At 43.8% G+C, this 22,642-nt stretch carries 24 protein-coding genes; 14 read left to right on the top strand and 10 right to left on the bottom strand.

What is annotated here, in order from left to right; all coding sequences use genetic code 11:
* Positions 1 to 11: 11 nt before the first annotated feature.
* The 3 genes from ASD40_RS35710 (at position 12) to ASD40_RS35700 (ending at position 1,674) form a co-directional block, all read left to right on the top strand.
* A complete protein-coding gene (locus ASD40_RS35710; RefSeq protein ID WP_057307880.1) occupies positions 12 to 692 on the top strand; it encodes an NAD(P)H-binding protein in 681 nt (226 codons plus the stop codon).
* Positions 693 to 817: 125 nt separating this feature from the next.
* A complete protein-coding gene (locus ASD40_RS35705; RefSeq protein WP_057307879.1) occupies positions 818 to 1,111 on the top strand; it encodes a Dabb family protein in 294 nt (97 codons plus the stop codon).
* A gap of 146 nt (positions 1,112 to 1,257) precedes the next feature.
* Complete coding sequence (locus ASD40_RS35700) at positions 1,258 to 1,674, top strand: hypothetical protein (RefSeq protein WP_057307878.1); 417 nt, start codon at positions 1,258 to 1,260, stop codon at positions 1,672 to 1,674.
* Between the two features lie 84 nt (positions 1,675 to 1,758).
* Here ASD40_RS35700 and ASD40_RS35695 read toward each other — a convergent pair whose 3' ends face one another.
* A complete protein-coding gene (locus tag ASD40_RS35695; RefSeq protein ID WP_057307877.1) occupies positions 1,759 to 2,613 on the bottom strand; it encodes an AraC family transcriptional regulator in 855 nt (284 codons plus the stop codon).
* Positions 2,614 to 2,760: 147 nt separating this feature from the next.
* Between ASD40_RS35695 and ASD40_RS35690 the strand changes: the two genes are divergently transcribed.
* Positions 2,761 to 4,059 (top strand): alpha-glucosidase/alpha-galactosidase, encoded by a 1,299-nt coding sequence (locus tag ASD40_RS35690; RefSeq protein WP_057307876.1) that lies wholly within the window; start codon positions 2,761 to 2,763, stop codon positions 4,057 to 4,059.
* A 574-nt stretch (positions 4,060 to 4,633) separates the two neighbouring features.
* Here ASD40_RS35690 and ASD40_RS35685 read toward each other — a convergent pair.
* The 6 genes from ASD40_RS35685 to ASD40_RS35660 all read right to left on the bottom strand — a co-directional run bounded on the left by ASD40_RS35685 (position 4,634) and on the right by ASD40_RS35660 (position 10,578).
* Positions 4,634 to 4,951, bottom strand: coding sequence for a hypothetical protein (locus ASD40_RS35685; protein ID WP_057307875.1), 318 nt, complete (start codon positions 4,949 to 4,951; stop codon positions 4,634 to 4,636).
* 95 nt (positions 4,952 to 5,046) lie between these two features.
* On the bottom strand, positions 5,047 to 7,272 hold the full coding sequence (locus tag ASD40_RS35680) for an MMPL family transporter (protein WP_057307874.1): 2,226 nt from the start codon (positions 7,270 to 7,272) through the stop codon (positions 5,047 to 5,049).
* Positions 7,273 to 7,345: 73 nt separating this feature from the next.
* A complete protein-coding gene (locus tag ASD40_RS35675) occupies positions 7,346 to 8,725 on the bottom strand; it encodes a sensor histidine kinase (RefSeq protein ID WP_057307873.1) in 1,380 nt (459 codons plus the stop codon).
* Positions 8,722 to 9,402, bottom strand: a complete 681-nt coding sequence (locus ASD40_RS35670; protein WP_057307872.1) for a response regulator transcription factor — start codon at positions 9,400 to 9,402, stop codon at positions 8,722 to 8,724. The genes ASD40_RS35675 and ASD40_RS35670 overlap by 4 nt, the downstream gene beginning before the upstream one ends.
* A gap of 142 nt (positions 9,403 to 9,544) precedes the next feature.
* The gene (locus ASD40_RS35665) at positions 9,545 to 9,991 is read right to left on the bottom strand and encodes a cupredoxin domain-containing protein (protein WP_057307871.1); all 447 of its coding nucleotides are present in this window, start codon (positions 9,989 to 9,991) and stop codon (positions 9,545 to 9,547) included.
* A gap of 110 nt (positions 9,992 to 10,101) precedes the next feature.
* Positions 10,102 to 10,578 (bottom strand): HPP family protein, encoded by a 477-nt coding sequence (locus ASD40_RS35660; protein ID WP_156390291.1) that lies wholly within the window; start codon positions 10,576 to 10,578, stop codon positions 10,102 to 10,104.
* Between the two features lie 119 nt (positions 10,579 to 10,697).
* Here ASD40_RS35660 and ASD40_RS35655 point away from each other — a divergent pair, with 119 nt between their 5' ends.
* The 10 genes from ASD40_RS35655 (at position 10,698) to ASD40_RS35610 (ending at position 19,740) form a co-directional block, all read left to right on the top strand.
* Positions 10,698 to 11,609, top strand: a complete 912-nt coding sequence (locus ASD40_RS35655) for a LysR family transcriptional regulator (RefSeq protein WP_057307869.1) — start codon at positions 10,698 to 10,700, stop codon at positions 11,607 to 11,609.
* A 71-nt stretch (positions 11,610 to 11,680) separates the two neighbouring features.
* On the top strand, positions 11,681 to 12,280 hold the full coding sequence (locus tag ASD40_RS35650; RefSeq protein ID WP_057307868.1) for a DedA family protein: 600 nt from the start codon (positions 11,681 to 11,683) through the stop codon (positions 12,278 to 12,280).
* A 77-nt stretch (positions 12,281 to 12,357) separates the two neighbouring features.
* Complete coding sequence (locus tag ASD40_RS35645; protein ID WP_057307867.1) at positions 12,358 to 12,924, top strand: thioredoxin family protein; 567 nt, start codon at positions 12,358 to 12,360, stop codon at positions 12,922 to 12,924.
* An 11-nt stretch (positions 12,925 to 12,935) separates the two neighbouring features.
* Positions 12,936 to 13,559 carry an MBL fold metallo-hydrolase gene (locus tag ASD40_RS35640; protein WP_057307866.1) on the top strand — a complete coding sequence of 208 codons (624 nt, stop codon included), beginning with the start codon at positions 12,936 to 12,938 and terminating at the stop codon, positions 13,557 to 13,559.
* A gap of 308 nt (positions 13,560 to 13,867) precedes the next feature.
* On the top strand, positions 13,868 to 14,173 hold the full coding sequence (locus ASD40_RS37685) for a hypothetical protein (protein ID WP_057307865.1): 306 nt from the start codon (positions 13,868 to 13,870) through the stop codon (positions 14,171 to 14,173).
* 425 nt (positions 14,174 to 14,598) lie between these two features.
* Positions 14,599 to 15,042 carry a DUF1761 domain-containing protein gene (locus ASD40_RS35630; RefSeq protein WP_057307864.1) on the top strand — a complete coding sequence of 148 codons (444 nt, stop codon included), beginning with the start codon at positions 14,599 to 14,601 and terminating at the stop codon, positions 15,040 to 15,042.
* Between the two features lie 194 nt (positions 15,043 to 15,236).
* Positions 15,237 to 16,676, top strand: coding sequence for a spore germination protein (locus ASD40_RS35625; RefSeq protein ID WP_057307863.1), 1,440 nt, complete (start codon positions 15,237 to 15,239; stop codon positions 16,674 to 16,676).
* The gene (locus ASD40_RS35620) at positions 16,673 to 17,917 is read left to right on the top strand and encodes a Ger(x)C family spore germination protein (protein WP_082562673.1); all 1,245 of its coding nucleotides are present in this window, start codon (positions 16,673 to 16,675) and stop codon (positions 17,915 to 17,917) included. Before ASD40_RS35625 ends, ASD40_RS35620 begins: the two co-directional genes overlap by 4 nt.
* Positions 17,918 to 18,180: 263 nt before the next feature.
* Positions 18,181 to 19,278, top strand: a complete 1,098-nt coding sequence (locus ASD40_RS35615) for a GerAB/ArcD/ProY family transporter (RefSeq protein WP_057307862.1) — start codon at positions 18,181 to 18,183, stop codon at positions 19,276 to 19,278.
* Positions 19,279 to 19,389: 111 nt separating this feature from the next.
* Positions 19,390 to 19,740 (top strand): hypothetical protein, encoded by a 351-nt coding sequence (locus tag ASD40_RS35610; protein ID WP_057307861.1) that lies wholly within the window; start codon positions 19,390 to 19,392, stop codon positions 19,738 to 19,740.
* 537 nt (positions 19,741 to 20,277) lie between these two features.
* Here ASD40_RS35610 and ASD40_RS35605 read toward each other — a convergent pair.
* From ASD40_RS35605 to ASD40_RS35595, 3 genes are read right to left on the bottom strand one after another with little or no spacing between them, the layout of a single operon-like run.
* The gene (locus tag ASD40_RS35605) at positions 20,278 to 20,745 is read right to left on the bottom strand and encodes a hypothetical protein (protein WP_057307860.1); all 468 of its coding nucleotides are present in this window, start codon (positions 20,743 to 20,745) and stop codon (positions 20,278 to 20,280) included.
* A gap of 38 nt (positions 20,746 to 20,783) precedes the next feature.
* The gene (locus tag ASD40_RS35600) at positions 20,784 to 21,626 is read right to left on the bottom strand and encodes a carbohydrate ABC transporter permease (protein ID WP_057307859.1); all 843 of its coding nucleotides are present in this window, start codon (positions 21,624 to 21,626) and stop codon (positions 20,784 to 20,786) included.
* A gap of 3 nt (positions 21,627 to 21,629) precedes the next feature.
* Positions 21,630 to 22,574: a carbohydrate ABC transporter permease gene (locus ASD40_RS35595; RefSeq protein WP_057307858.1), complete on the bottom strand. Its 945-nt coding sequence runs from the start codon at positions 22,572 to 22,574 to the stop codon at positions 21,630 to 21,632.
* Positions 22,575 to 22,642 lie beyond the last annotated feature (68 nt).

Genomic DNA, 22,642 nt, shown 5'->3' with positions numbered 1-22,642 from the left:
GGAGGGCTCATATGGGAATGACGGCCATTGTAGCAGGTGGTACCGGATTAGTTGGCCGTGAGCTGATCAAGCTGCTTTTAGAAGATCAAGCATACACGAAAGTGATTGCACTGGTTCGTAAAAATATGCAAATTAGTCATATCAGCGGAAGTGAGAAATTGGTTCAAATTGTAACCGATTTTAACAATTTGGGGGCTGTTATTGAACAGTCTGACATGGAACATGCACATGTATTTTGCACGCTGGGTACGACGATTAAAAAGGCAGGATCCCAAGAGCAATTTCGGAAAGTAGACTTGGCGTACCCTTTGAAATTGGGTCAAATCGCTAGTGCGGGTAAGGCAGATGCATTTGCCATTGTGACTGCGATGGGAGCGAACCGAAAATCCACGATTTTCTACAACCGGGTAAAGGGAGAAGTGGAGGAGGGCCTTAGAGAGCTAAAGCTGCGTGCGCTTTACATGCTCCGTCCTTCACTCATTCTAGGTGATCGAGATGAGACTCGACGGGGTGAGAAATGGGGGAGTGTGGTGTCGCGAGCCATTTCCCCGCTTATGATCGGTGGACTTCGGACTTATCGGCCCATCCATGCGAAAACGATCGCCATGGGATTAATTAAATCTGCAAAGTCAGGCCAGATAGGTCCACATGTGCTGCTGTCAGCTCAGATTGCTGAGCTTGCTTCGAAGTAGAAGCTCCATATCGACGTGTACACGCCTTCCTGATATGATTAAAGACGTTAATCTCGGTTTCCGAGCTTATTTGAACGTTAATCATAAACACACTAAGCCAGCTTAGGGAAAGTAGGATTTATATCATGATCGATCATATTGTACTTGTTAAATTCGGTGAAACAACGACACAGGAGCAGCTCCAGGAAGTCGTTGATAGATTTAAAGCGTTAAAAGAGCATCTAACAGGCATCGTAGATATTCAAGCGGGCATTAACTTCTCAGAGAAGAACAAAGGCTACCAGGTTGTTTTATCTGTACGTTTTGAGGATAGAGCAGCGCTTGAGGCATACGGTCCAAATCCGGAGCACCAAGCGGTTGCAGCATATATTAGAGAAGTAGGTAGAGAAGATAGTTTGATTGTTGATATTGAAATTTAATCATACGAAAAAACTGCTGATAGGGATTAGTCCTTATCAGCAGTTTTTTTATGCGGATAATTTCAAAGATGATTATTTTGTCCAATCTATTAATCTACCAACTTCATACAATATATTATCTTACAAGAAAAGGAGATGAAAAAAGCATGACAAACCTTGTTGAAAGTTACTTTGGTGTTACAGTTACGCCCGTTACAGATGGGGTGCAAATTCCTGTCCCCTTAACTCCGGCAGGAGTAGGACTTGCGGAAGTCAGAGTGAATGTTCCAGCCACACATCCTCAAGTTGTAGAATTGAAAGCAACAGTTGGATTAAGAGGAGATGTAGGTTTAGGAAGTGTATTATTCCGAATTTTCCGCGATGGTCAAGTTATTTACTATGCACGACTAGGTGTAGAATCTGCTTTTGAGAAATACTATGTTCCGACAATTCAAGCAATCGATGTGAACCCGCCAGCAGGATCTCATGGCTATACGTTATCTATTGAGTCTTTGACTGCAGGTCTAACAGCTGTTGTTATTGGTCCTATTACATTGAGCGCATTAGTTATTAAAGCCCTCTAATAAAGAAGCCTCCGGTCCCAAACGAAAATTGAGGGATCGGAGGCTTTCTTTTCCATATAGATGAGAATTCATAGAGAAAACCTACTAGACTTTATGTTCCTTGCGATAAACCGAAGGTGCTGCTCCACTCCATTTGCGAAATTGTTTGGAAAAATAGAGGGCATCGTTGAATCCGACAGAAGCCGCTACTTGGTCAATGGTCATGGACGTCTCTAACAGCTGTTTTGCCCGTTCCATGCGAACTTTTAACAGATACTGCATAGGGGCTAAGCCTGTAGATTGTTTGAACATTTTACATAAATACGTACGGTGATAGCCTAGTGTGTGTGCGAGTTCCTCAATAGATACCTGCTGTGTGTATTGCAGTTCTAAGTATCGGATGGCTTGTCCGACCTGACGCTCGATGTCAGTTTCGGTCGTTGGTTTAACGGCAATCTGGTGGCTGTTCATGCGCCCGAGTTCCCGGATTAAGAGGCGAAGCCAAGCAGCGGATTCCATATCCTCAAGCACAGGAGTGTCAGAATGCTGAAAGCTGGAGCGAATGTGTCGGTAATAATGACGTATAGAGCGGGGGTTGCTCCCCGAAATGACGGCCTGTTGGGGGGAAACGCCAATTTGCGAAAGCAAGGTTCCTGCAGCGCGGCCTGAAAAGGCAACCCATGTATAGTGCCAGGGATGATCGCTATCTGCGATATAACTGAACAACTCTCCGGGATAAATAACGAAGGTGTCTCCGGCAGAGCACCGGTAAGTACAGTTATGCATCACGAACGTGCCTTCTCCCGCTTGCACGGTATGGATAAGGTAATAATCATGCACGGCAGGTCCCATTTTATGCAGAGGAATAGGCTTGCCTTCTCCACTGAAAAGTACGGATAATTCATTGGTGCTATGGAGCGGATTGATATGAAGGGCGAAATAGGAATGATCCTGATTCATAGAAGCCTCTTTTTAGTTTTTGTTTCTAGGGTACATCAATAAACTACAAATGTCCATATAGGAGTTCATTCAATCCATGTCCTTGGGAGTCGTCCTGCGCTATAGTGAGGATAAGAAAAAAGAACTCACTATGGAGGAGATTCACACATGTCCAAGATTACTTTTCTAGGTGCTGGAAGTACGGTTTTTGCCAAAAATGTACTTGGTGATTGTTTGCACACACCTGCGCTGCAAGGCTTTGAAATCGCTCTCTTTGATATTGATCATGAACGTCTGCAGGATTCAGCCAACATGCTGAATAACATCAAAAAAACTAGCGGAAGTACGTCTGTTATAAAAGCTTATACGGACCGTAAAGAAGCTCTAAGCGGAGCTAAATATGTGGTGAACGCTATCCAAGTAGGTGGCTATGATCCATGTACAATAACGGATTTTGAAATCCCTAAAAAGTACGGTTTGCGTCAAACGATTGCTGACACAGTCGGTATCGGAGGTATTTTCCGAAATCTGCGTACGATCCCTGTGATGCTGGATTTCGCAGCGGATATTCGCGAGGTATGTCCGGATGCCCTGTTCCTCAACTACACGAATCCGATGGCGGTATTAACCAATGTTATGAACACGTATGGCGGTGTTCGCACAGTTGGCTTATGTCACAGCGTACAAGCGTGTATTCCGGAGCTTTTCAAAAGTCTGGGCTTGGAAAAGGAAGGCGTTAAAGCCAAAATCGCCGGTATCAACCATATGGCGTGGCTGCTGGAAGTAACTAAGGATGGCGTTGACCTTTATCCAGAGATTAAGAAGCGGGCTGCGGAAAAGCAAAAAGAGAAGCATTGGGATATGGTTCGTTATGAAATGATGCTGAAATTCGGTCATTATATTACCGAGTCGTCCGAGCATAACGCTGAGTACCATCCGTATTTCATCAAACGTAATTATCCAGAGCTGGTAGACCGTTTTAATATTCCACTCGACGAATATCCACGCCGCTGCATCGAGCAAATTAGCAGATGGAAACAAATGCGCGAGGATCTGGTAAATGATGCGAATTTGACACACAATCGTTCCCATGAGTATGCTTCATACATTTTCGAAGCAATCGAGACCGATATTCCGTTCAAAATCGGCGGAAATGTGATGAATACTGGTTTAATTACGAACTTGCCACGCGAAGCATGCGTTGAAGTTCCTTGCTTAGTAGACCGTAATGGAGTTACGCCTACCTACGTTGGCGATCTGCCTCCACAGCTAGCGGCGCTCAACCGTACGAATATCAATACGCAGCTGCTGACGATTGAAGCAGCAATCACAGGTAAACGCGAGCATATTTATCACGCAGCTATGTTGGATCCACATACATCAGCAGAGCTGTCGATGGACGATATCGTTGCGATGTGTGATGAGTTAATTGAAGCACACGGCAAATGGCTGCCTGAATATCACTAAACATCTTAAAAGAACGTATGGCGGGGCATTTGTCTGAAGCGTGACCCGAAAGATGGACACATTGAAAAAGGTGACCTCTTTCGGGTCTTTTTGCGCTTATATTCACGAATATGAAAGTGGATTACAGATGGGTGAAATAGCAGGAGTAGGAGGGGAATATGGTTTGAATGAGTGAATTCCATCTTCACGGTAAAATGATGTTGCAGAAAGTGCAACAATTCTGCCTAGATGCCACCTTTATCCCTTCGATGTTGCATAATGTACAACAATTTAGCCCCATACAGCCCATTTCGCGACAAAGGGGTTCGAATTGTTGTACAAACTGCAACTTTTACTTGCAAAATAGCCTTTAGGCGTGTGAATTGTTGTACAAACTACAACATTGGTAATCACGGTAGCCCATCGAGGTTGCTACTCGACTCAAAATCGGAATTTGGAGCTAGGACAATAAAAAAGATGACTCCCGGCGAATACCGAATACAGGAGCCATCTTTTTATTAAACTAGGTTCTTTCATTTAAATGTCCACGAATGGGGTCACATTCCTGTCTAACATACCCATGGCCTTCTTTGCTTTAACCACCGAATGCGTCACGAAACGCATGGTTTAATGCTTCAGGCTCTACATTCCAAAGCGGGGCAATTTCTGGCCCTACGTTTTCGTCGAACCAGTCGGAAAGCGCTTTGCGGTTGCTGCCGTTCTCCATGATGAATGGGAGATTCAGCATCACCTTTTTCACATAGAGCTCTTCAGCAGCCCTAATCTGCTCGGGGGAAATCCATACTTTCAAGCGCTTAACGGTTCGGTATAATTCCTTGCTGCAAGCCCTCCGAATCCCACGTGCACTGGGGAATTGCTGCTTATGTTTTTCACTCGGCTTGTTATTGATCATGACTGTATCCACACTCCCTCTATGCTATTTGTATGCATGGAGAGGGCGGAGAGCCACTGGGGACAGGAACCTAAGCCGCCCATTTGGGTAGAGGATTATAGATTTACTGCCTTACTTTGTTGGAGCCTGGTGTCTGCTCCTTTTGGTGCCAGGTAAGTCATTAGAGCTGGAAGCAGCATGCCGCGAACGAGGAAGGTATCGATTAGAATCCCGGCAGCCATGGCGAAACCGAACAGCATCAATTCTTGAAGCGGTTGTGTCATCAGCACACTGAAGGTAGCTGCAAGGACAATACCAGCAGAAGAAATGACCCCGCCTGTCAATGCGACGCCGCGACCGACTGCTTCCTTCCACACATAGTTCTGAGCTTCCTCTTTAATCCGAGAGACCAACACAATGTTGTAATCGACACCTAACGCGATGAGAAAGACGAACGTGTAGACAGGCAATCGATAGCTAAAAGCATCATAGCCAAATCCGTAATGGAAGACACTCCATACTAGCCCCATAGTTGCCGCATAGGATAATAGCATGGTTGCAATCATTGTGAAAGCCAATCGGATAGATCGGGCCTGCCAAATGAGCATGAGAGTAATAAATACGGTAATTAGCGAAAATAGGACGAGTGTATCACGCCTATTCATAGATCGGACATCCAGTTGATCAGCCGTTTGGCCTGCATAATGAAGGGAAAACTGAGCAGGATCAAATCCGCTGTCTCGGAGTAATTGTTCACTATTCGCACGCATTTGGTTAATCAAATCCAGTGCTTCCTGATCGTATGGGTTTTGCTTCAACGTCATCTGGAGTTTGATGGTATGTTTTTGCTTAGAGAGAATCGTTAGGGCAGTTGGGTTACCCGGAGTCAGCAAATTCTGATTGATTTCAGGTGTGATTCCGCTGATCCCGTTTCTTTCTTTCATGGCATTAACCAATAAACGAGTCTTATCAATAAAAGCGGCATCCAAAACGATCTCTTTCTCCGATTTCAAGAGGACCGTAACCGGGGCTAATTGCCCTTGTGGGAAGCGCTGCTGTAGAAGCTCGAAGCCTTGTCGCGACGAAATATCGTTAGGAAAGGACTTCATTAAGTTAAATGAATAGTTCATGCTTAACGTAGTAAAAGAGGGAATAATTAATACTATTAATAATAGGACGGCTGTGAAAGCAGGCTTTTTTGTTATAAAAACACTAATTTTTGCCCAGAATCCCTTCTGTTTCACTTCAGAAAGTGTCATCTCCCTCTTTGGAATCAGGGGCCAGAAGGCTTTGCGTCCAACAAGTGCAAATACGGCAGGGATTAGGGTCAATCCACCTAGCAGGATGATGATCATGGCAACTGAAAACACAGGCGCAAAGTGATGGTAAGGTTTGAAAATGGCAGCGAACAAAGTGAGCATGGCGATAAAGACCGTCCCGCCGCTGAATAGGATAGGTTCAGCTACTTTGGAGAAAGCAGTAGACATCGCGTCGTATTTGGAGTCTGTTTTCCTTAGTTCAGACCGGTAACGAGCAACGATAAATAAGCAATAATCGGTTAGCACCGCGAAAAGCAGAATCATCATGATGGAAAGGGATTGCTTCTCGACGAAGAACCAGCCCATTTTACCAGCCAATCCGAGGATTCGGTCGACAACTTGATACACCATGCCGGCAATAACTAAAGGCAGCAGGGCGAGCAGAGGCGAACGATAAATGATGATCAAAATGACTAAAATCAAAACAACCGTTGCTAGCATTAAGACGAAGTCAGCTTTCTTGAAAAGCATGATCGTATCGGAAGAGATGCCGGCAGGCCCTGTGATTTCAAGCCCGACAGCTCCCAAGCCAATCTGATCCGCAGTATGTCGAATTTGCTCAAGAGTTTCATAGACTTGCCCGGATTCCAAGTCCTTTTGCAATGAGACGGTCAGCAGGAGTGTTGTTTGATCCTCGGAAAATAAGGAATCCTGTTGAGGTTTGGGTAGTTGATGGAAAGGTACGGCGCGCGTAATCAAGGGCGGCTTCTGATCGGAGCTAAGCCATTCACTGATTTTTTCGATATTTCTGCGTTCTACATCTGTTATTGCGTTCTGTCCATGGAAGACAAGAAGGGCTGTTAAGCCATCTTGAGATGGATAGTCTTCTTTCAGAATTTGCTGAGCTGCCGCGGATAGCGTATTTTCATGGATGCTGCCTTCTCCGCCGCTTTTTGCAACTTCCTTTGAGGATGGCGCAATTGCGCTTAATAAGATAATAGCAGCTAGCCAACTGATCAAAACGATTTTGACTCCTTTGGAGCTGCTAACAAAACGAGCTAACTGTGGTAAAAAACGATTCATTGTGTTCGTATCCCCTTTCCTTATTCTCGTTAGAATTGTAGGAAAGGAATATGAACGGACGATGAATGTTCGATTACAATCGTGGCAGGCGCACTGTGAACGTAGTGCCTTTATCGACTTCGCTCTGCACATCAATGCTTCCCTGGTGGAGCCGGATAATTTTCTGTGCAATTGATAATCCCAAGCCGCTGCCGGAACGAGCACGGTTTCTTGCCTTATCTGCTTTATAGAAGCGATCAAAGATATGCGGCAGCTCAGCTTCCGGTATCCCAATCCCTGTATCGCTGATCAGAATGAGGATCTCCGTTTCCAGCTTCTGAATCACGATCTGCAACGTATCCCCAGGCCGGGAAAACTTGATGCTGTTCGTGATGAAATTCAGCCAAACTTGATGGAGCAGCTGGGCGTCCGCAGAGATTTCTGTTTCCGGCAGTTCAAGTTCGATCTCTAGCTCTTTCTCAGTCCATTGCCACTCGGTGACAATCAGAATCTGGCGAATTTGCTCATCAAGTCGATAGACGCTTCGCTTAATGACATGGCTTTCTTTGTCTAAAGAGGCCAGCGTTAGCAGCTGCTTACTCAGTGAAGACAACCGCTTGCTTTCTTCTAAAATGATATGAAGATACCGTTCTTTCTCTTCCTCAGAGGTCTCTTTATCCAGAATCGACTGAGCGAAGCCTTGTATGGATGTTAACGGAGACTGAATTTCATGGGAAACGTTGCCCACGAATTCCTGACGCATGTTATCCAGCTGTTTGAGGGATTGGGCCATGTAGGTGAAGTCTCTGGCCAACTCTCCAATCTCATCTTGCCGGGAAACGTCCATGGCACTTTCAAAATTTCCTTTGACGATCCGTTTCGTTGCATCAGTTAACTTTTTGACAGGCTTAACAATGTATTGCGAGAAAATAATAATGAAGAGGATACTAAAAAGAAACGTAAGCCCTAACAGAAAGGCCATGAGGATTCGAACACCGCCAATTTGCTGCGTCAGATTAGGCCGCACGAATAGGGCATAAGGTTTTCCCTTTACCTGAATAGGGACACCTATGCTATTTTGCAGGCTATTTTCAAAGAATCCGGTCACCATGAGAAAATGACGCTCTTGCAAAACGCCTCGATACGGTTCTCCGGCTAAGACAAGCCTGATCTGCTCCGGATCCATCTGGGTATGTTTGAACGGAGTCCCGTAGAAGGTTCCTTCCATCCGATCGTTAACAGCATAAAGTTGAAATCCCATATTGGCGATATGAGTAAAATAGATTGCCGGCTCCAGATCAGGCACTTGCTCATACAAGGTACGGATCTCCGTTGTGATCTTCCAAAGCTGATCTTCATTTTCGCCTCTTAATTTGGCCGAATAATAGCCATTCGAGAGGAGCAGGGCGAGCATACTGCTGACCATCGCAATGACAATAAAGGTTACAACGATGCGTGTATATAGTGTCTTCACCTTTCGGTCACCTCAAGCTTATACCCAAGTCCCCGTACAGTTGTAATGACGAAATCTTCGGTCATCTCAACAAATCGTTCCCGTAAACGCTTGATATGGACATCAATAGTACGGCTGTCGCCTTCATAGTCTGTTCCCCAGAGCATTTGAATCAGCTGTTCCCGCGTGAATATGCGTCCTGGATGACTGGCTAATTGGGCTAATAGTTGAAATTCTTTAAGGGGGAGCAGAAGTGTTTGGCCTCTGGCTATCACTTCATAGCTTTTGCGATTGATGATCGTTTGGTTCAAGGTAATCACCTCGGAGGAGACAAGCTGGTAACGGCGCAGTAAAGCTCTCGCTCGGAACAACAATTCCTTGGGCTCAAAGGGTTTAACCATATAGTCATCAGTCCCAGACAGAAAACCTTTCTCTTTATCTTCGATTTCTCCTTTGGCTGTTAAAAGAAGGACAGGAATATCATAATGCTCGCGAATTTCCGAACATAGCTCCAGACCATCGCGCAGCGGCATCATGACATCGACAATCGCCAAATGAATTTGCTCGGTTTCCATCAACCTGGACGCTTGTTCTCCGTCACTTGCTTCAAACACCGCATAGCCTTCCTTTGAAAATAAGAAACGGAGCAATTCCCGAATGTGAGCATCGTCATCGACAACTAGAATATGAGTTTTCAAAACGAAAGCACCTTCTTCATTAAAATCATTGAGCTTTGCAACAGTGTAAACGAAAAAAAACCTTATTGCTACTCCAGATATCAAAATCCCATGAGGGAGTTAGGAGACCTGAGAGCAGATAAGGTTTTCGTCAGAAAAACGGCTAATCCACCACGATATAGCCGATCATCGGACCGCTATGGGCAATATCCGTGTGCGTCAAGCAGATGAGGCGGTAAGTCCCTTCCTGATTGGCTGTGAAATGTACAATGGTTTCTTTCCCTTTCTTGACTTCACCGCTAATATTTAGCCCTTCGATGAGAAAAGGGTGGCTCTGACCGTTCACGCCATAGATGCTAAGTTTGATTCTCTCGCCCTTTTGGACAACGACAGTGCCTGGATCCCATCGATAGGCTTCGATTGTTTTACCGTCTGCCGTGGTTGATTTAAACTCTCCGACAACCATGTGAATCGTTCTTTCCGCGGTCGGGTCGGCCGCCGTTGGAACGATGCTCCCACGGTTCATATACAGCAAGCCGGAAAGGAGCAGCAGCAGAGCAGCGGCTGCCAGATAGAGATGCTTACGTTTAACAATCCATACTCGGGACATGGTTGGTCCGCCTCCTGTACAAGGGTCTTGTACATCTTATGCGGAGGCTTGTCAGCGCATGATTATGATCTGATGAACAGTTCAAGCTTCTGTTCAAGTGAGGGTTCTAATTACCACCATGCTGTGGGGTAATGGGTTCGGGTTGCCCGGTGATAAACGAGGGCAACCAGCACGAGCACCGCGGCGCCGAGCAGCACCGGCGTAAGCAGGAAGCCCCAGCCCGCGCCCGTGAGCATCACGAGCAGCGGGTCGGCGCCGGCCGGCGGATGCAGCGTGCGCGTCAGCTGCATCAGCGTGATAGCGGCGCCAACAGCAAGGGCGAGGCTCCACGCGTGGACGCCGAAGGCGGAGAGCGCGCAGAGCCCGACGAGCGTGCTCAGCAGGTGGCCGCCGACGAGGCTGCGGGGCTGAGCGAGCGGGCTCTGCGGGAGCGCGAAGGCGATGACGCAGGAAGCGCCGAAGGGCGCCATAAGCAGCGCGACTCGGGTGAAATCGCCGAGTAAGCTGCAAATCAGAATGGCGAGAAACCCGCCGATTCCGGGGATGAGCAGAGCGAATACTTTGGGGAATGATGCAGGGCTATTCATTGCTTGTGTACACCTCTTTTCCATTATTAATTCTCATGGTATCATGAGTTGAATCATTTGAATAACGAATGATTGTGATATTAGGTATTTGATAATTCGATATGTGGGAGTGGCATACAATGCTTGAACATATGGACGGGCGCAGCATGAAAACCTTCATCACGGTGATGGAGGAGAAAAGCTTCAGCAAGGCAGCTCTCAAGCTCGGATACGTGCAATCTACAGTTACGATGCATATTCATCAGCTTGAGCAAACATTGGGTCAAGCTCTGTTTAAGCGTTTGCCCCGAGGTGTAGAATTAACTGACGCGGGCCGAGAAGTTGCCCCCTATGCGTATCGATACCTACAGCTTGGTGAATCCCTCCAAGATAAATTAACTGGCTTGCATGAACCCAAAGGCGTGGTGCGGCTCCGAGCGCTTGAATCCTTTTGCGTACCGCATCTCCCGCAGCTTCTGCCTACTATTTTTGAACAATATCCTCAGATTCAATTGCAGCTAGAAACTGGCTTTCAGCGCGATATTATCCAAGAAGTGTCTGCGTACCGCGTTGACCTTGGCATTGTTCCACGCGACCCGAAGGCTAACAATCTTACTTTTATACCTCTAATCCAAGACGAATTGGTATGGGTAGGGGCTCCTGCATTGGTAAGTCGGATGGAGAACGATGGTTGGGAAGCGATAGCGGATACCAAGGTAATCGGTTTTGGAAGCCGCTGCATTTACCAATCGATGGCCTCTCAGATCTTAGCAGACAAAGGGTTAGCCACCTTTACAGCCATGGAGTTCGACAGCACGGAAATGATTAAACAGACCATGATGTTTGGAATGGGTCTTTCTTTAATGCCGTTAACATCCGTTCAGGAAGAGCTTCAATCAGGCAAATTGTTGAGACTGCAATTGGAGAAAACAATTCTACTAGAGCATGGGCTCATTCATCGCTCAGGCAAAGATTTAAGTGCACCTGTACAAGCCTGCAAGGAGCACATTATATCCTACTTTTTAGCGCAAAAAGAGCGTGAAACTGGTTGATAGGAGCCCGTCTGTGATAGAATGTTTTATAGACTAGAAACGGATATTCTAAGTGGAGAGAGGTTTCATGGATGAGTGAGTTGATTCACAATGTACTGCTTTATTTGGAAGAGCTTGGGTATTGGGGGATTTTCCTCGGATTAATGTTGGAAGTTATCCCTAACGAACTGCTTTTGGCTTACGCTGGCTATCTGGTGTCTAAAGGTGAAATTAATTTTGTAGGCGCTATTATTTGCGCAGTAATCGGCGGTACCTTAGCACAAGTGGTGCTCTATTGGATCGGACGCTACGGAGGCAGACCCTTCCTTGAGAAGTACGGCAAATATTTACTTATCAGCAAGCATCATATTGATGTTGCCGAGTCGTGGTTTAACCGCTATGGGACAGGCATGATCTTCACAGCTAGATTCATTCCCATTGTCCGTCATGCGATATCCCTTCCCGGCGGTATGGCCAAAATGCCGCTAGGTAGGTTTACACTCTACACAGGTCTAGCTTTAATTCCATATTCCATTCTCTATGTCTACTTGGGCATGAAGCTCAAAGATAACTGGGAAACGATTGACGAAATCGCAGGACCTTACATTAAGCCATTAATTATCGCAGCGATTGTCTTAACAATCTTGTATGTGGGTTATCAATTATATTTGAAAAGAAAAGCGAAGATATAAGCCACAAAGATTTGGAGCTTTCGCTTGCATTTGCTACAATAAAAGAAACGAAAAACGAAAATGGAGGATGACTAGCGATGAGTAAGAATCTAGCAAATAAACTACGTACGGGCTTAAAGCCGCAACAGTTCATTGACAGTATGGAGAAAAATCAAGAACAATTTTTAGCTTATTACAATGGATTTGAATGGGATAATGAAGACGATAAGGAGTATTTTGATTCTCTAAACAACCGGGATGATCTGCGCTGTCTGATCGTTGCTGCGGATTGGTGCGGCGACGTTGTTCGCAATGTACCTGTCGTATTCAAGGCGCTGGAGAACAGCGGTATCCCTACGGAAGTACTTATCATTGAACAAAATTATGACGTGATTGACCAGTTCCTGACGGGTGGCGGTCGTGCGATTCCAATTGTTATATTTACAGATACAGGCGGTTTTGTTTTGGGACAATGGGGTCCGCGTCCGAAGCACGTGCAAGCTGTCATGAATCAATTCAAAAAAGAAAATCCAGATCGTGAAGCGGCAGATTATAGCGAAAAAATTCAAGTAGCCAGAGCCGAAATGGGCCGTCAATATGGTGAAGGTAACGGATATCATGCTGTTATTGTGAAGGAACTTCGTGAATTAATCGAGTCGTTCTAAGGTGAATACATATGATTAAAATAGAATCTTTTGTTCTAGGCCCGGTAAGTACAAACGCGTATTTGTTATCTGATCCAGAAACGAAAAAAGGCATTATCATAGATCCTGGCATGAATCCTAAATCACTTATCAAAAAGATTGCCGATTTGGATATTGAAGCGATTCTCCTCACGCATGCTCATTTTGACCATATCGGCGGTGTTGATGAGATCCGTAAGCTCAAACGCTGCCCCGTGTATATTCACGATTTAGAAGCCGATTGGCTGACAAATCCGAAGAAAAACGGCTCAGCACGCTGGCCTGATCTAGGTGCTCCGATTGAAACGGACCCGGCTGAATATGCGCTAGACGAAGGCCAAACGCTAGAGTTTCTTGGCATTAAGCTTAAGGTATTCCATACCCCCGGTCATTCACCGGGAAGTGTGAGTTTCTTATACGAGAAGCACCTGTTCAGTGGAGATGTGCTGTTCAAACTGTCAGTAGGTCGAACGGACCTTCTCGGTGGGGATAACAACGTATTGCTGGATTCCATTCAAGATAAGCTGTTTTTACTCGATGACGATGTCATTGTGTATCCCGGACATGGCGCCAAAACAACGATTGGTTTCGAACGTGAAAACAATCCATATGTGTAAATATGAAAGGACTGCTCCCGCCTGAGGAGCAGTCTTTTTTTAGTTGAAAATGAGCTAAGAGGAACGACGATTCGCTATTTATCGAAAAAGTTACCTATTTGAGGGTTAGGGAACATGAATGCTCGTTCGCCCATGACACATAACCATTTTATTTGGATCTGGGTATTTACCGTGTTCAAGGTAGGTGCTCCCCCATAGACTGATGTTGTAAGCTATTCACCCAACCTAAACGAAAACAAGTAGTTAAAGACCATTTAATTTTATGATGAAAGTTTTCCTTAAGGAAAACTTTGAGGAGGTGCTCTTTCATGGAATATGTAAAAGCTCCAACGTACCCGATGGCTCCAATGCCGATGCCAACTCCAATGCCAGCTCCAATGCCAATGCCGATGCCAACCCCAATGCCGTTACCGGTACAGCAAGCTCCAATAATGCAAAGCCCGGTCCACAATGATATCCACTTGCACGCATCCTACCAACAAACATCGTATGTTTTCCCGAAACCGGTTGTGCATCACCCTGTAGCCAAAGTCAGCTCTTATAACTCAGTAGGAAGTATTCTCGTTCTGTTCATTTTGCTTGTTATTATTACACGTGGGTTTTGTAAATATTAATTCGCTGGTCATCAGTAAAAAAGTAATCCACCTCGGGGACTTTCAACCGGAGTGGATTACTTTTTTTTATATTCGGAGTGGACTTAGAGCCATAAACCTGGAAATCAAATAACGAATATCTGTAAGTTGTTCAGTGTTGGCGGCACCTTCGAAACGAAATCTCAAGTAAACCGTATAGAATGGGACGAATTTGACCTGCTAAACCACTTTTCGCCAACGGCATAAGCCCTGGGAAAGTGGTTTTTTACGTGAAGTCGTACATTAGAGAATGAAAGATCGAATAAATGATTGTGCAGCAAAGCAGCTGGCTTTTTTAGGGTTTGACATGAAACCAAATGGTTGTATATAATCAATTGGGAAACCTATTGGTTTCATATCCGGCAAGAGATCATGCCAAAAAAAATCAAAAAAAGAGGGGTATCTGAATGTTGTTGCAAGGGATCAATTATTGGGCAGTCTTAGTAACAGGCATTTTATCTTTAGTGCTTGGATTTTTGTGGATGGCGGTTATTTGGAAGCAGCCTTATCAGAAGCGTATGTACGGGGGCATGGACTTGTCCAAAGAGGCAAGTTCGTCAGGCAAGATTCAATCTTTCGTGATTTATATTTTAGTCTCATTCATAACCTCGATTGCATTCGCAGCCTGCTTGGAACTTTGGAGAGCCGGGGGGAAAGCCTTCGGCTACGATGGAAACAGTTTGTCGAGTGCTTTCTGGTTTACCATGCTGCTAACTGCCGGCTTTACGCTTCCATTCACGGTCGGTAAAAAAGTATGGCAATTCAAAAGCTGGCTCGTTGTAGCCGTAGATACTTCATATGAGATCGTTCGTTTTACAATGCTGCTTCTGATTTTCTGGTTCTGGAAGTAAGCTTTTATCCGACAACAGTCTAACGACATAAAACTACCTACAACGAAACCTTGTTAAATCAAGGTTTTTTGCTTTTGTAGGGATATTCTTGTGGTTTTTTTGAAACAATTGTATACACCTCTAATTAAAAACGCACAGGTTTTGAAAATTATTTTCAGTTTTCTGGAAATACTTACTATGAGGTGGGATCGCGAATGCACACGGACGAGCAGATGATGAATTTTTCAGCCCAATTAAACGAAAATAGCCAGTATTTACAAACGGTAATGGGCGCTAGCTCTGACTTTGTTGTGCGTAACTTGACACTACCGGGTAGTTTACAGATAGTCCTCTTTTACTTAGATGGCATGGTTGACAAACAAGCACTTCAGGAAAGCATTATCCAATGTTTACTCGAGCGAACGCCACTTCTGGTGAATGAAATCTCGATCCAATCGATCAAAACGAATATACTTAACGCCTCAGAAGTGCTAAGCACGTCCTCTATAATGGAGGCATTGGATCTGATGCTTTCAGGTGCCGTGCTACTTGTAATGGACGGTGCTGGTGAAAGTATTGTAGTGCCTATGCAGGGTTGGGAAGAACGCAGCATTTCGGAATCGAAGACACAATCAGTTGTTAGAGGACCGCAGGATTCATTTACGGAAACGCTGCGAACGAATACTACTTTAGTTCGAAGAAGAGTGAAGGATACAAGGGTACGAGTAAGAGCTATCAAGGTTGGAAGCTTGACGAAAACGGATATAGCGTTCATGTATGTCGAAGGTTTGGCAAATCAGGAACTCGTCAATTCGTTGCAGATCCGTCTAAACAAAGCCAATTCAGAGAATATTCTGGAGGGAGAGTATTTGGAAGAAATTTTATTAGAGAAGAAACAACTCACGTTATTTCCCGTTTTTTACAATACAGATCGGCCAGATATTATTGCTTCCGGCATCTTGGAAGGCAAAATTGCCATCTTCATTGATGGAACGCCATTTGTTCTATTGGCACCGGCTTTGTTCGTTGATTTTTTCAAATCCGTTGAGGATAAGTATCAATCCGTTATTTTTAGTAATCTCATTCGAGTGTTACGTTACTTTGCATTATCCATTTGTATGCTGGCACCTTCTGTCTACATTACCCTTACGACATTTCATCAGGACATGCTGCCAACACAGCTTTTATTAAGCTTAGCTGCACAACGAGAAGGCGTTCCATTTCCAGCATTTTTCGAGGCTATTCTTATGGAGATTACCTTTGAAATACTACGTGAAGCAGGGATTAGAATGCCTCGTACTGTCGGACAAGCTGTGTCCATTGTTGGCACGATTGTTATCGGACAGGCAGCTGTAGAAGCTACGATTGTTTCAGCGGTTATGGTCATTGTTGTAGCCATAACGGCGATATCCAGTTTTGTCATTCCATCCTACAGTATGTCGATTCCCATACGAATCGTCCGTTTCGGTTTTATGATTCTTGCAGCTTCTTTTGGCATGTATGGATTAACCATAGGGATCATTCTATTATTGATCCATTTATGCCATTTGAATTCTTTTGGGGTTCCGTACATGAGTCCCCTTGCACCTTTCGATAAAACGGAGCAAAGTGACGGTATTTTTCGTTTGTCTTTTCGAAATAAGAAGCAACCATGAACCGAACGGAGAATGTCACCGTGAAACAAGTTGGTTATTTAACTTTTTTGAGATGCACGGCAGCTTTACTGATCCTATTCCTAATGTCAGGATGTTGGAATCGTAGAGAGTTAAATGAGCTATCGGTTGTACTTGCTATGGGGATTGATTATAAAGACGATCAATATATGGTAACCGTTCAAGTCGTTGATCCATCTCAAATGTCAAGAAATCGCGCGGCAGAGCGCTCCCCAACTCATGTTTACACGGAAAAAGCCGCCACAATTTTTGAGGCAATGCGTAAAGTAACAACACAATCTTCACGGAAATTGTATTTTTCTCATCTGCTTTTACTGCTATTTAATGAAGATGTCGCACGATCAGGTATAAAAGAACCGTTGGATTTTCTATTTCGCGATCACGAAGTTAGACCTGACTTTAATATAGCAGTAGCCAGAGGGAGCAGTGCCAAAGATATCATGTCATTTGTTACACCGATGGAAGTATTACCTGCTATGGATTTATATAAATCGCTTCGTGTTTCCGAAAAGGCTTGGGCGCCAACTGCCGCGGTCAATGCGAAAACGATCATGGAGGATTTAACTAAAAAAGGTATTGAACCTGTTTTGACCGGACTGACTTTGGAAGGTGACATCGAGAAAGGGATGCTTGGGGAAAACATCAAACAACCTCTAGTTTATGCCAATTTCAAATTTAAGGGGATAGGAGTATTCCGAGATGATCGCTTAATTGGTTGGCTGAATGAATCAGATAGTAAGTCATATTCTTACATTACGAATCATGTATCTAACACTGTGTCTCATATTAAGTGTCCTCGTTCGAATGGTGAATTTAATGTTGAGGTTAAACAGGCAATGGTGAAAGCAGTTCCTACAATGAAAGCGGGCAAGCCATTTGTAAATTTGAATGTATTTATAGAAGCTAACGTTGCCGAAGTGCAATGTGAGTTAGATTTGACGGATGAGGCTACCTTTCTTGCCATGCAAACGAATGCGAGTAAACAATTGAAGCAAATCATAACGAATGGCATTCATCATGTCCAAGAAACTTACGGTGTTGATATCTATGGCTTTGGTGAGTTATTCCATAGGAAGTATCCAAATTTTTGGCATCATCAGGTAAAGGATTGGGATCACATATTTAGCAACCTGCCTGTTGAAGTTACGATGAACTACAAGCTTCGCAAGTTTGGTAAAATCATCAGTCCCATTGCTAATAATCCTCTGAAAGATAAGGAGTGAAAAGGAGTGAATACGCTTGCTGCTTGTTTTTTGCATGATACTTGCCGTCATATCTTTTCTTATCGAATGCAGGAGTTTAAAGAAACAAAAGCATAAACGCGACATAGTTGCAAGTGGAGGATTTCTTTTGATAGGCGTAATCTTGTGTGTTTTACATGTTTGCCATCTGAAAGTTCCTAGCCCAATGTCGATCATTGAGTATGTGTTTCGTCCAGTCAGTAATTATGTTGCAGGAATTCTCTCATAAGGAAAGAGGTTTACAATTGATCAAGCAGCTCATTTCGACTCGGCAAGCAACTATGTGGTTCACACTATATCAATTGGGAAGCGCCTTGCTAATTCTACCAGCTGCCTTGGCTGGCATATCCAAACAGGATGCATGGATTTCTGTTGTAGTTGCAATCGGATTATTTCTATCCTTCAGTCCTGTCTATATCAAGCTAGCGTCTCAAATGAAAGGCAATGACGTAATTGTACATCTTACTTACCTAATTGGCAGATTTCCTGCGAAAATTTCACTCTTTTTCTTCTTGATGTGCTTCCCATTTCTGACCTTCACTCTGGTTCTGGATGATTTAGGCGCATTTCTAACGACGTCCATTATCCCTGAAACACCCAATGAGGCGATCTATTTATTAATGATCATTGCAGTAATTTGTGTTGTTAGAGCTGGAGTCACAGTTGCGGGGAGAGTAGCGGAGCTCTTGTTTTTTGCCTATTTGATTCTAATTATCATTGGATATTCGGGCTTACTGCCTGTGTTTAAAATAGATAATATACTTCCCATTCTCGAGTATGGGTTTAAGCCGGTTATTCACGGTTCTCTACTACTTTTAGCGTTCCCTTATTTAGAGGGTGTGCTTTTTTTGTTTTTCGCTCCTCATGTACAAGATCAGACCAAATGGAAGAGCATCATACTGAAAAGTACCATGATGAGCGGAATTACCTTTTTAGTTATTACTTTATTAGTCATTGGAACGCTGAGCGAGGGTGTGACTGCCAATTTAACTTATCCAAGTTATTTTGTATTGCGTACAGTGATTTTCGCGGATATCTATGAACGATTTGAGCAATTGTTTGCTGTGTTATGGTATATTACTATATTTTTTCGTTTGTCATTACTTCTACATGTCGTTTCACATGGTCTGGCTGGAATTTTTCAATTAAAGAACGCTAAGTCATTGACCATCCCGTTGTCTTTCATTGCTTTTACCAGCGCGAAGGATATTTTCCCTAACTATCCAGCTGTCATGCTCGCTTTTCAAGTGTGGCCCTTTTATATCCTTATATTTGGTATGCTGCTTCCAATTGTCATTCTCATTCTGGGATGGATGAAGAGAAGAGGGGCTCAAACCAATTGAGCAATTTGGAAAATGACTTACTGAGGTTCCTTGAATAGTATTACTTTACGACAAATTTGCATATGATTCGTTAGAAAGCGAATAAATTAAGGGCCGGGGAGTGGAAGGGGCATGTCATTTTTTGATAAAGTTAAGCAAGGGGCATCAGAGGCGGCGAAGAAAGCGCAACAAACTGTTGAAATTACGAAATACAAAACTCAAATTTCATTGAAAGAAAGAGAAATTGATAAAATCTATAAATTAATTGGGGAATCGGTCTATACTTCTTATCTTACCGGAGACTACACACAGGTGGAGGCCAATGTAAAGGACTTTTGCCAAGGCATAGCTCAAATCAACCAAGAGATCAGCGAAATTGAACAAAAAATTACAGAAGTTAAAAATGAAAAAGAATGCGTATGTGGCAAAGTTGTTGTTGCTGACACGAAGTTCTGTTCGTCATGTGGACATCATTTTGTTTAAGTAGTAGGACGAAGGAGAAAGCAGTTACCGCAGAGAATGCTTCTGTGAGAACTGCTTTTTTGTTGATCCTCAACCTATGCTATGATGTTTTAGAAATCGGTAAGTTAAATGGAGTAAATTAAAAGACAGTTGGACTACAGTATAACGACATGAAAGTGCCTATAATGAAACCTTGTTAAATCAAGGTTTTTTGTTTTTGTAGGGATTTTCTTGTCGTTTTTTTTGCGACATGAAAATCCCTACAAAACGTGCAAGCGACAAGAAAATCCCTCATATATGTGCAATGTCTAAATATTTCTGTCTGATGGATCCTTTAGGTAAATGATTCAGAGCTACGGTGTTATTGAATGTCAGTTGTTATAGAGGTAAGCAGTATGTTGAACTCAATAGTTTAACGACAAGAATACCCCCTCGATTACAAACGAACGGCAAGAATATCCCCCAAATATAAACAATTTGTTCTGTAGTTTGAGATTAGTGACCTTAAAACTTCCTTTTCTTTGGGAGTTCATTTTTTGTCGCCATCAGATCTAAGTTTTAATGTATACTAAATAATAGGTAATAATACCCATTATATTCAGGTGCAGCCGGCTGGTATGTGAAACATTTGTAGTTAACGCAATAAATTTCAATGGAGCTAATCCCCGTATTCACGACAAGGGAATGATGCAGAATATCGGAAATTTCACGTCGATTACTAACCATTTCAAATTTGGTTTGAAGCGGTCCTTCCAGCTTTTCTACGATTTGCTTGTTGCTCACTGTGGAATAGGCAATTCCTGATACATTGGTGATAAAGTCAAAGCCCCTCCGGGTGCTTTCATTAAGCAAAGCAAGCCTGGCCTTACTGATTTCGGTAAAAGTAACGCCTGAAAAGGCTTGATAAGCAAGCCCGATGATGGCAATCAGAACAAACAGGTTTAGACAGATAAAGCAGGCAATCATTAAGGAGGACAGTTTACTTCGTTTAAAGATAGATTGGAGCTGCAGCCACAGGATTCGCATCGTCAGTGTCCCTTCTTCTGGGGAAATTACTCTCGATTCTAGCCCTTAATGCCGGATGTGGCAATTCCTTCGACAAAATATTTTTGGCATAATATAAAGATGATAAAACAGGGGAACAGCGATAGCACAGACATCGCAAACATAGGCCCCCAGTCCGATTGGGAGCTCGAATCCAGAAACATTCGCAAACCCAAAGGAACTGTATACTTGGTGACATCGCTTAAATAAATAAGTTGACTAAAGAAGTCGTCCCAAGTCCAAAGGAATGTGAAAATAGCTGTTGTGATTAATGCTGGAAGCGCTAAAGGCATAATAATTCGTCCATAGATTTGAATCGGTCCACAGCCGTCAATGGTTGCAGCTTCATCCAGCTCTCTTGGCAGCCCTCGGATAAATTGAATGGTTAAGAAAATAAAAAAGGCATCGGTTGCCAGCCACTTGGGTGTAACTAACGGGAAAAATGTGTTCACCCAGCCCAGCTTGTTAAACAAGATATACTGCGGGATCAAGGTGACATGATGCGGCAGCATGATCGTCATCAGCATCAAGGCAAAGCAAATGGCTTTGAAACGGAAGTTCAGACGTGCAAAGGCATAGGCGGCCATGGAACAGGAAAAGACATTGCCGATTACAGCGAGGATGGAAACGATGAGAGAATTATTCAGAAAAGTTGAAAAAGAGTTTCCTGCAACGCCATTCCAGCCAGTGGTGTAATTGCTCGTATTCCATGCTTTCGGCCATATCCATATTTCGGTAAAGATCTGGTTTGCGGGTTTAAAGGAACTGCCCACCATCCAAAGCACGGGATAGAGCATGACGAATGCAATGGCGATAATCAAGGTGTGTTTAAGCAGCGGTAGTCTGCCTGTCATAGAATCCATGCCCTATTTTCCTCCATCCTCGTAGTGCACCCAGCTTTTGCTGGATTGAAACACAAATATCGTTAAAATTGCAATGATAATAAGCAATACCCAGGCCATGGCAGAAGCGTAGCCCATTTGAAAAAATGAAAATCCCTTTTTATATAAATACAAGGAATACATCAGTGTTGATTTGATAGGTCCGCCGGTACCGTTGCTGATGACATACGCCTGAGTGAACGATTGAAAGGAAGTAATGATCTGCATGACCAGATTAAAGAAAATAACCGGAGTCAGAATAGGGATCGTAATTGTAAAAAATTGCTTAACAGCTTTGGCGCCGTCAACAGCTGAGGCCTCATAAAGCTCGGCCGGAATCTGCTTCAAGCCTGAGAGAAAAATAATCATAGAAGAACCGAACTGCCATACGGACAGTAAAATAATCGAATACAAGGCGTATTTCGGGTTGGATACCCAATCGGGTGCGTGAATGCCCAGATGCAATAGCAATTGATTAAGCAAGCCATCTCCGCCTAGCATTTTGCGCCATAGCATCGCAATGGCCACGCTGCCTCCAAGAAGTGAGGGAATATAGTAAATGGTTCTATAAATACCGAGCCCTCGTATTCCTTTATTCAGCAGCATGGCAACAGCCAAAGCGAAGAGAAGCTTCAGGGGAACGGATATGAATACATAGATAAATGTGACTTTCAGTGATGTCAGGAAAAGAGGATCTTCCGTGAAAAGGGTCGTATAATTGGACGTGCCTACCCATGTAGGTGCGGCTAATATGCTGTAATCGGTAAAAGAAAAATAAAGCGAAGCTAACATAGGACCAATCGTCATAAAAAGCAGCCCGATGAACCAAGGAGCAAGAAACAATAGAGCAACTCCATTTTGTCGATTATACTGTTTTTTTCTGACGCGAATTTTAGGGACCGACGCTATGGAAGTGCTTGTTGAATTCATGGAATCGTATCCGCCTTTTTATTGGAATTGCGGTAACCGTAAAACGGGTTTACGGTTACCGGGTGAAA

This window comes from Paenibacillus sp. Root444D2 (assembly GCF_001426375.1).
In the GTDB taxonomy this organism is placed as follows: Bacteria; Bacillota; Bacilli; order Paenibacillales; family NBRC-103111; genus Paenibacillus_E.
This window is presented reverse-complemented; position numbering and strand designations above follow the sequence as displayed.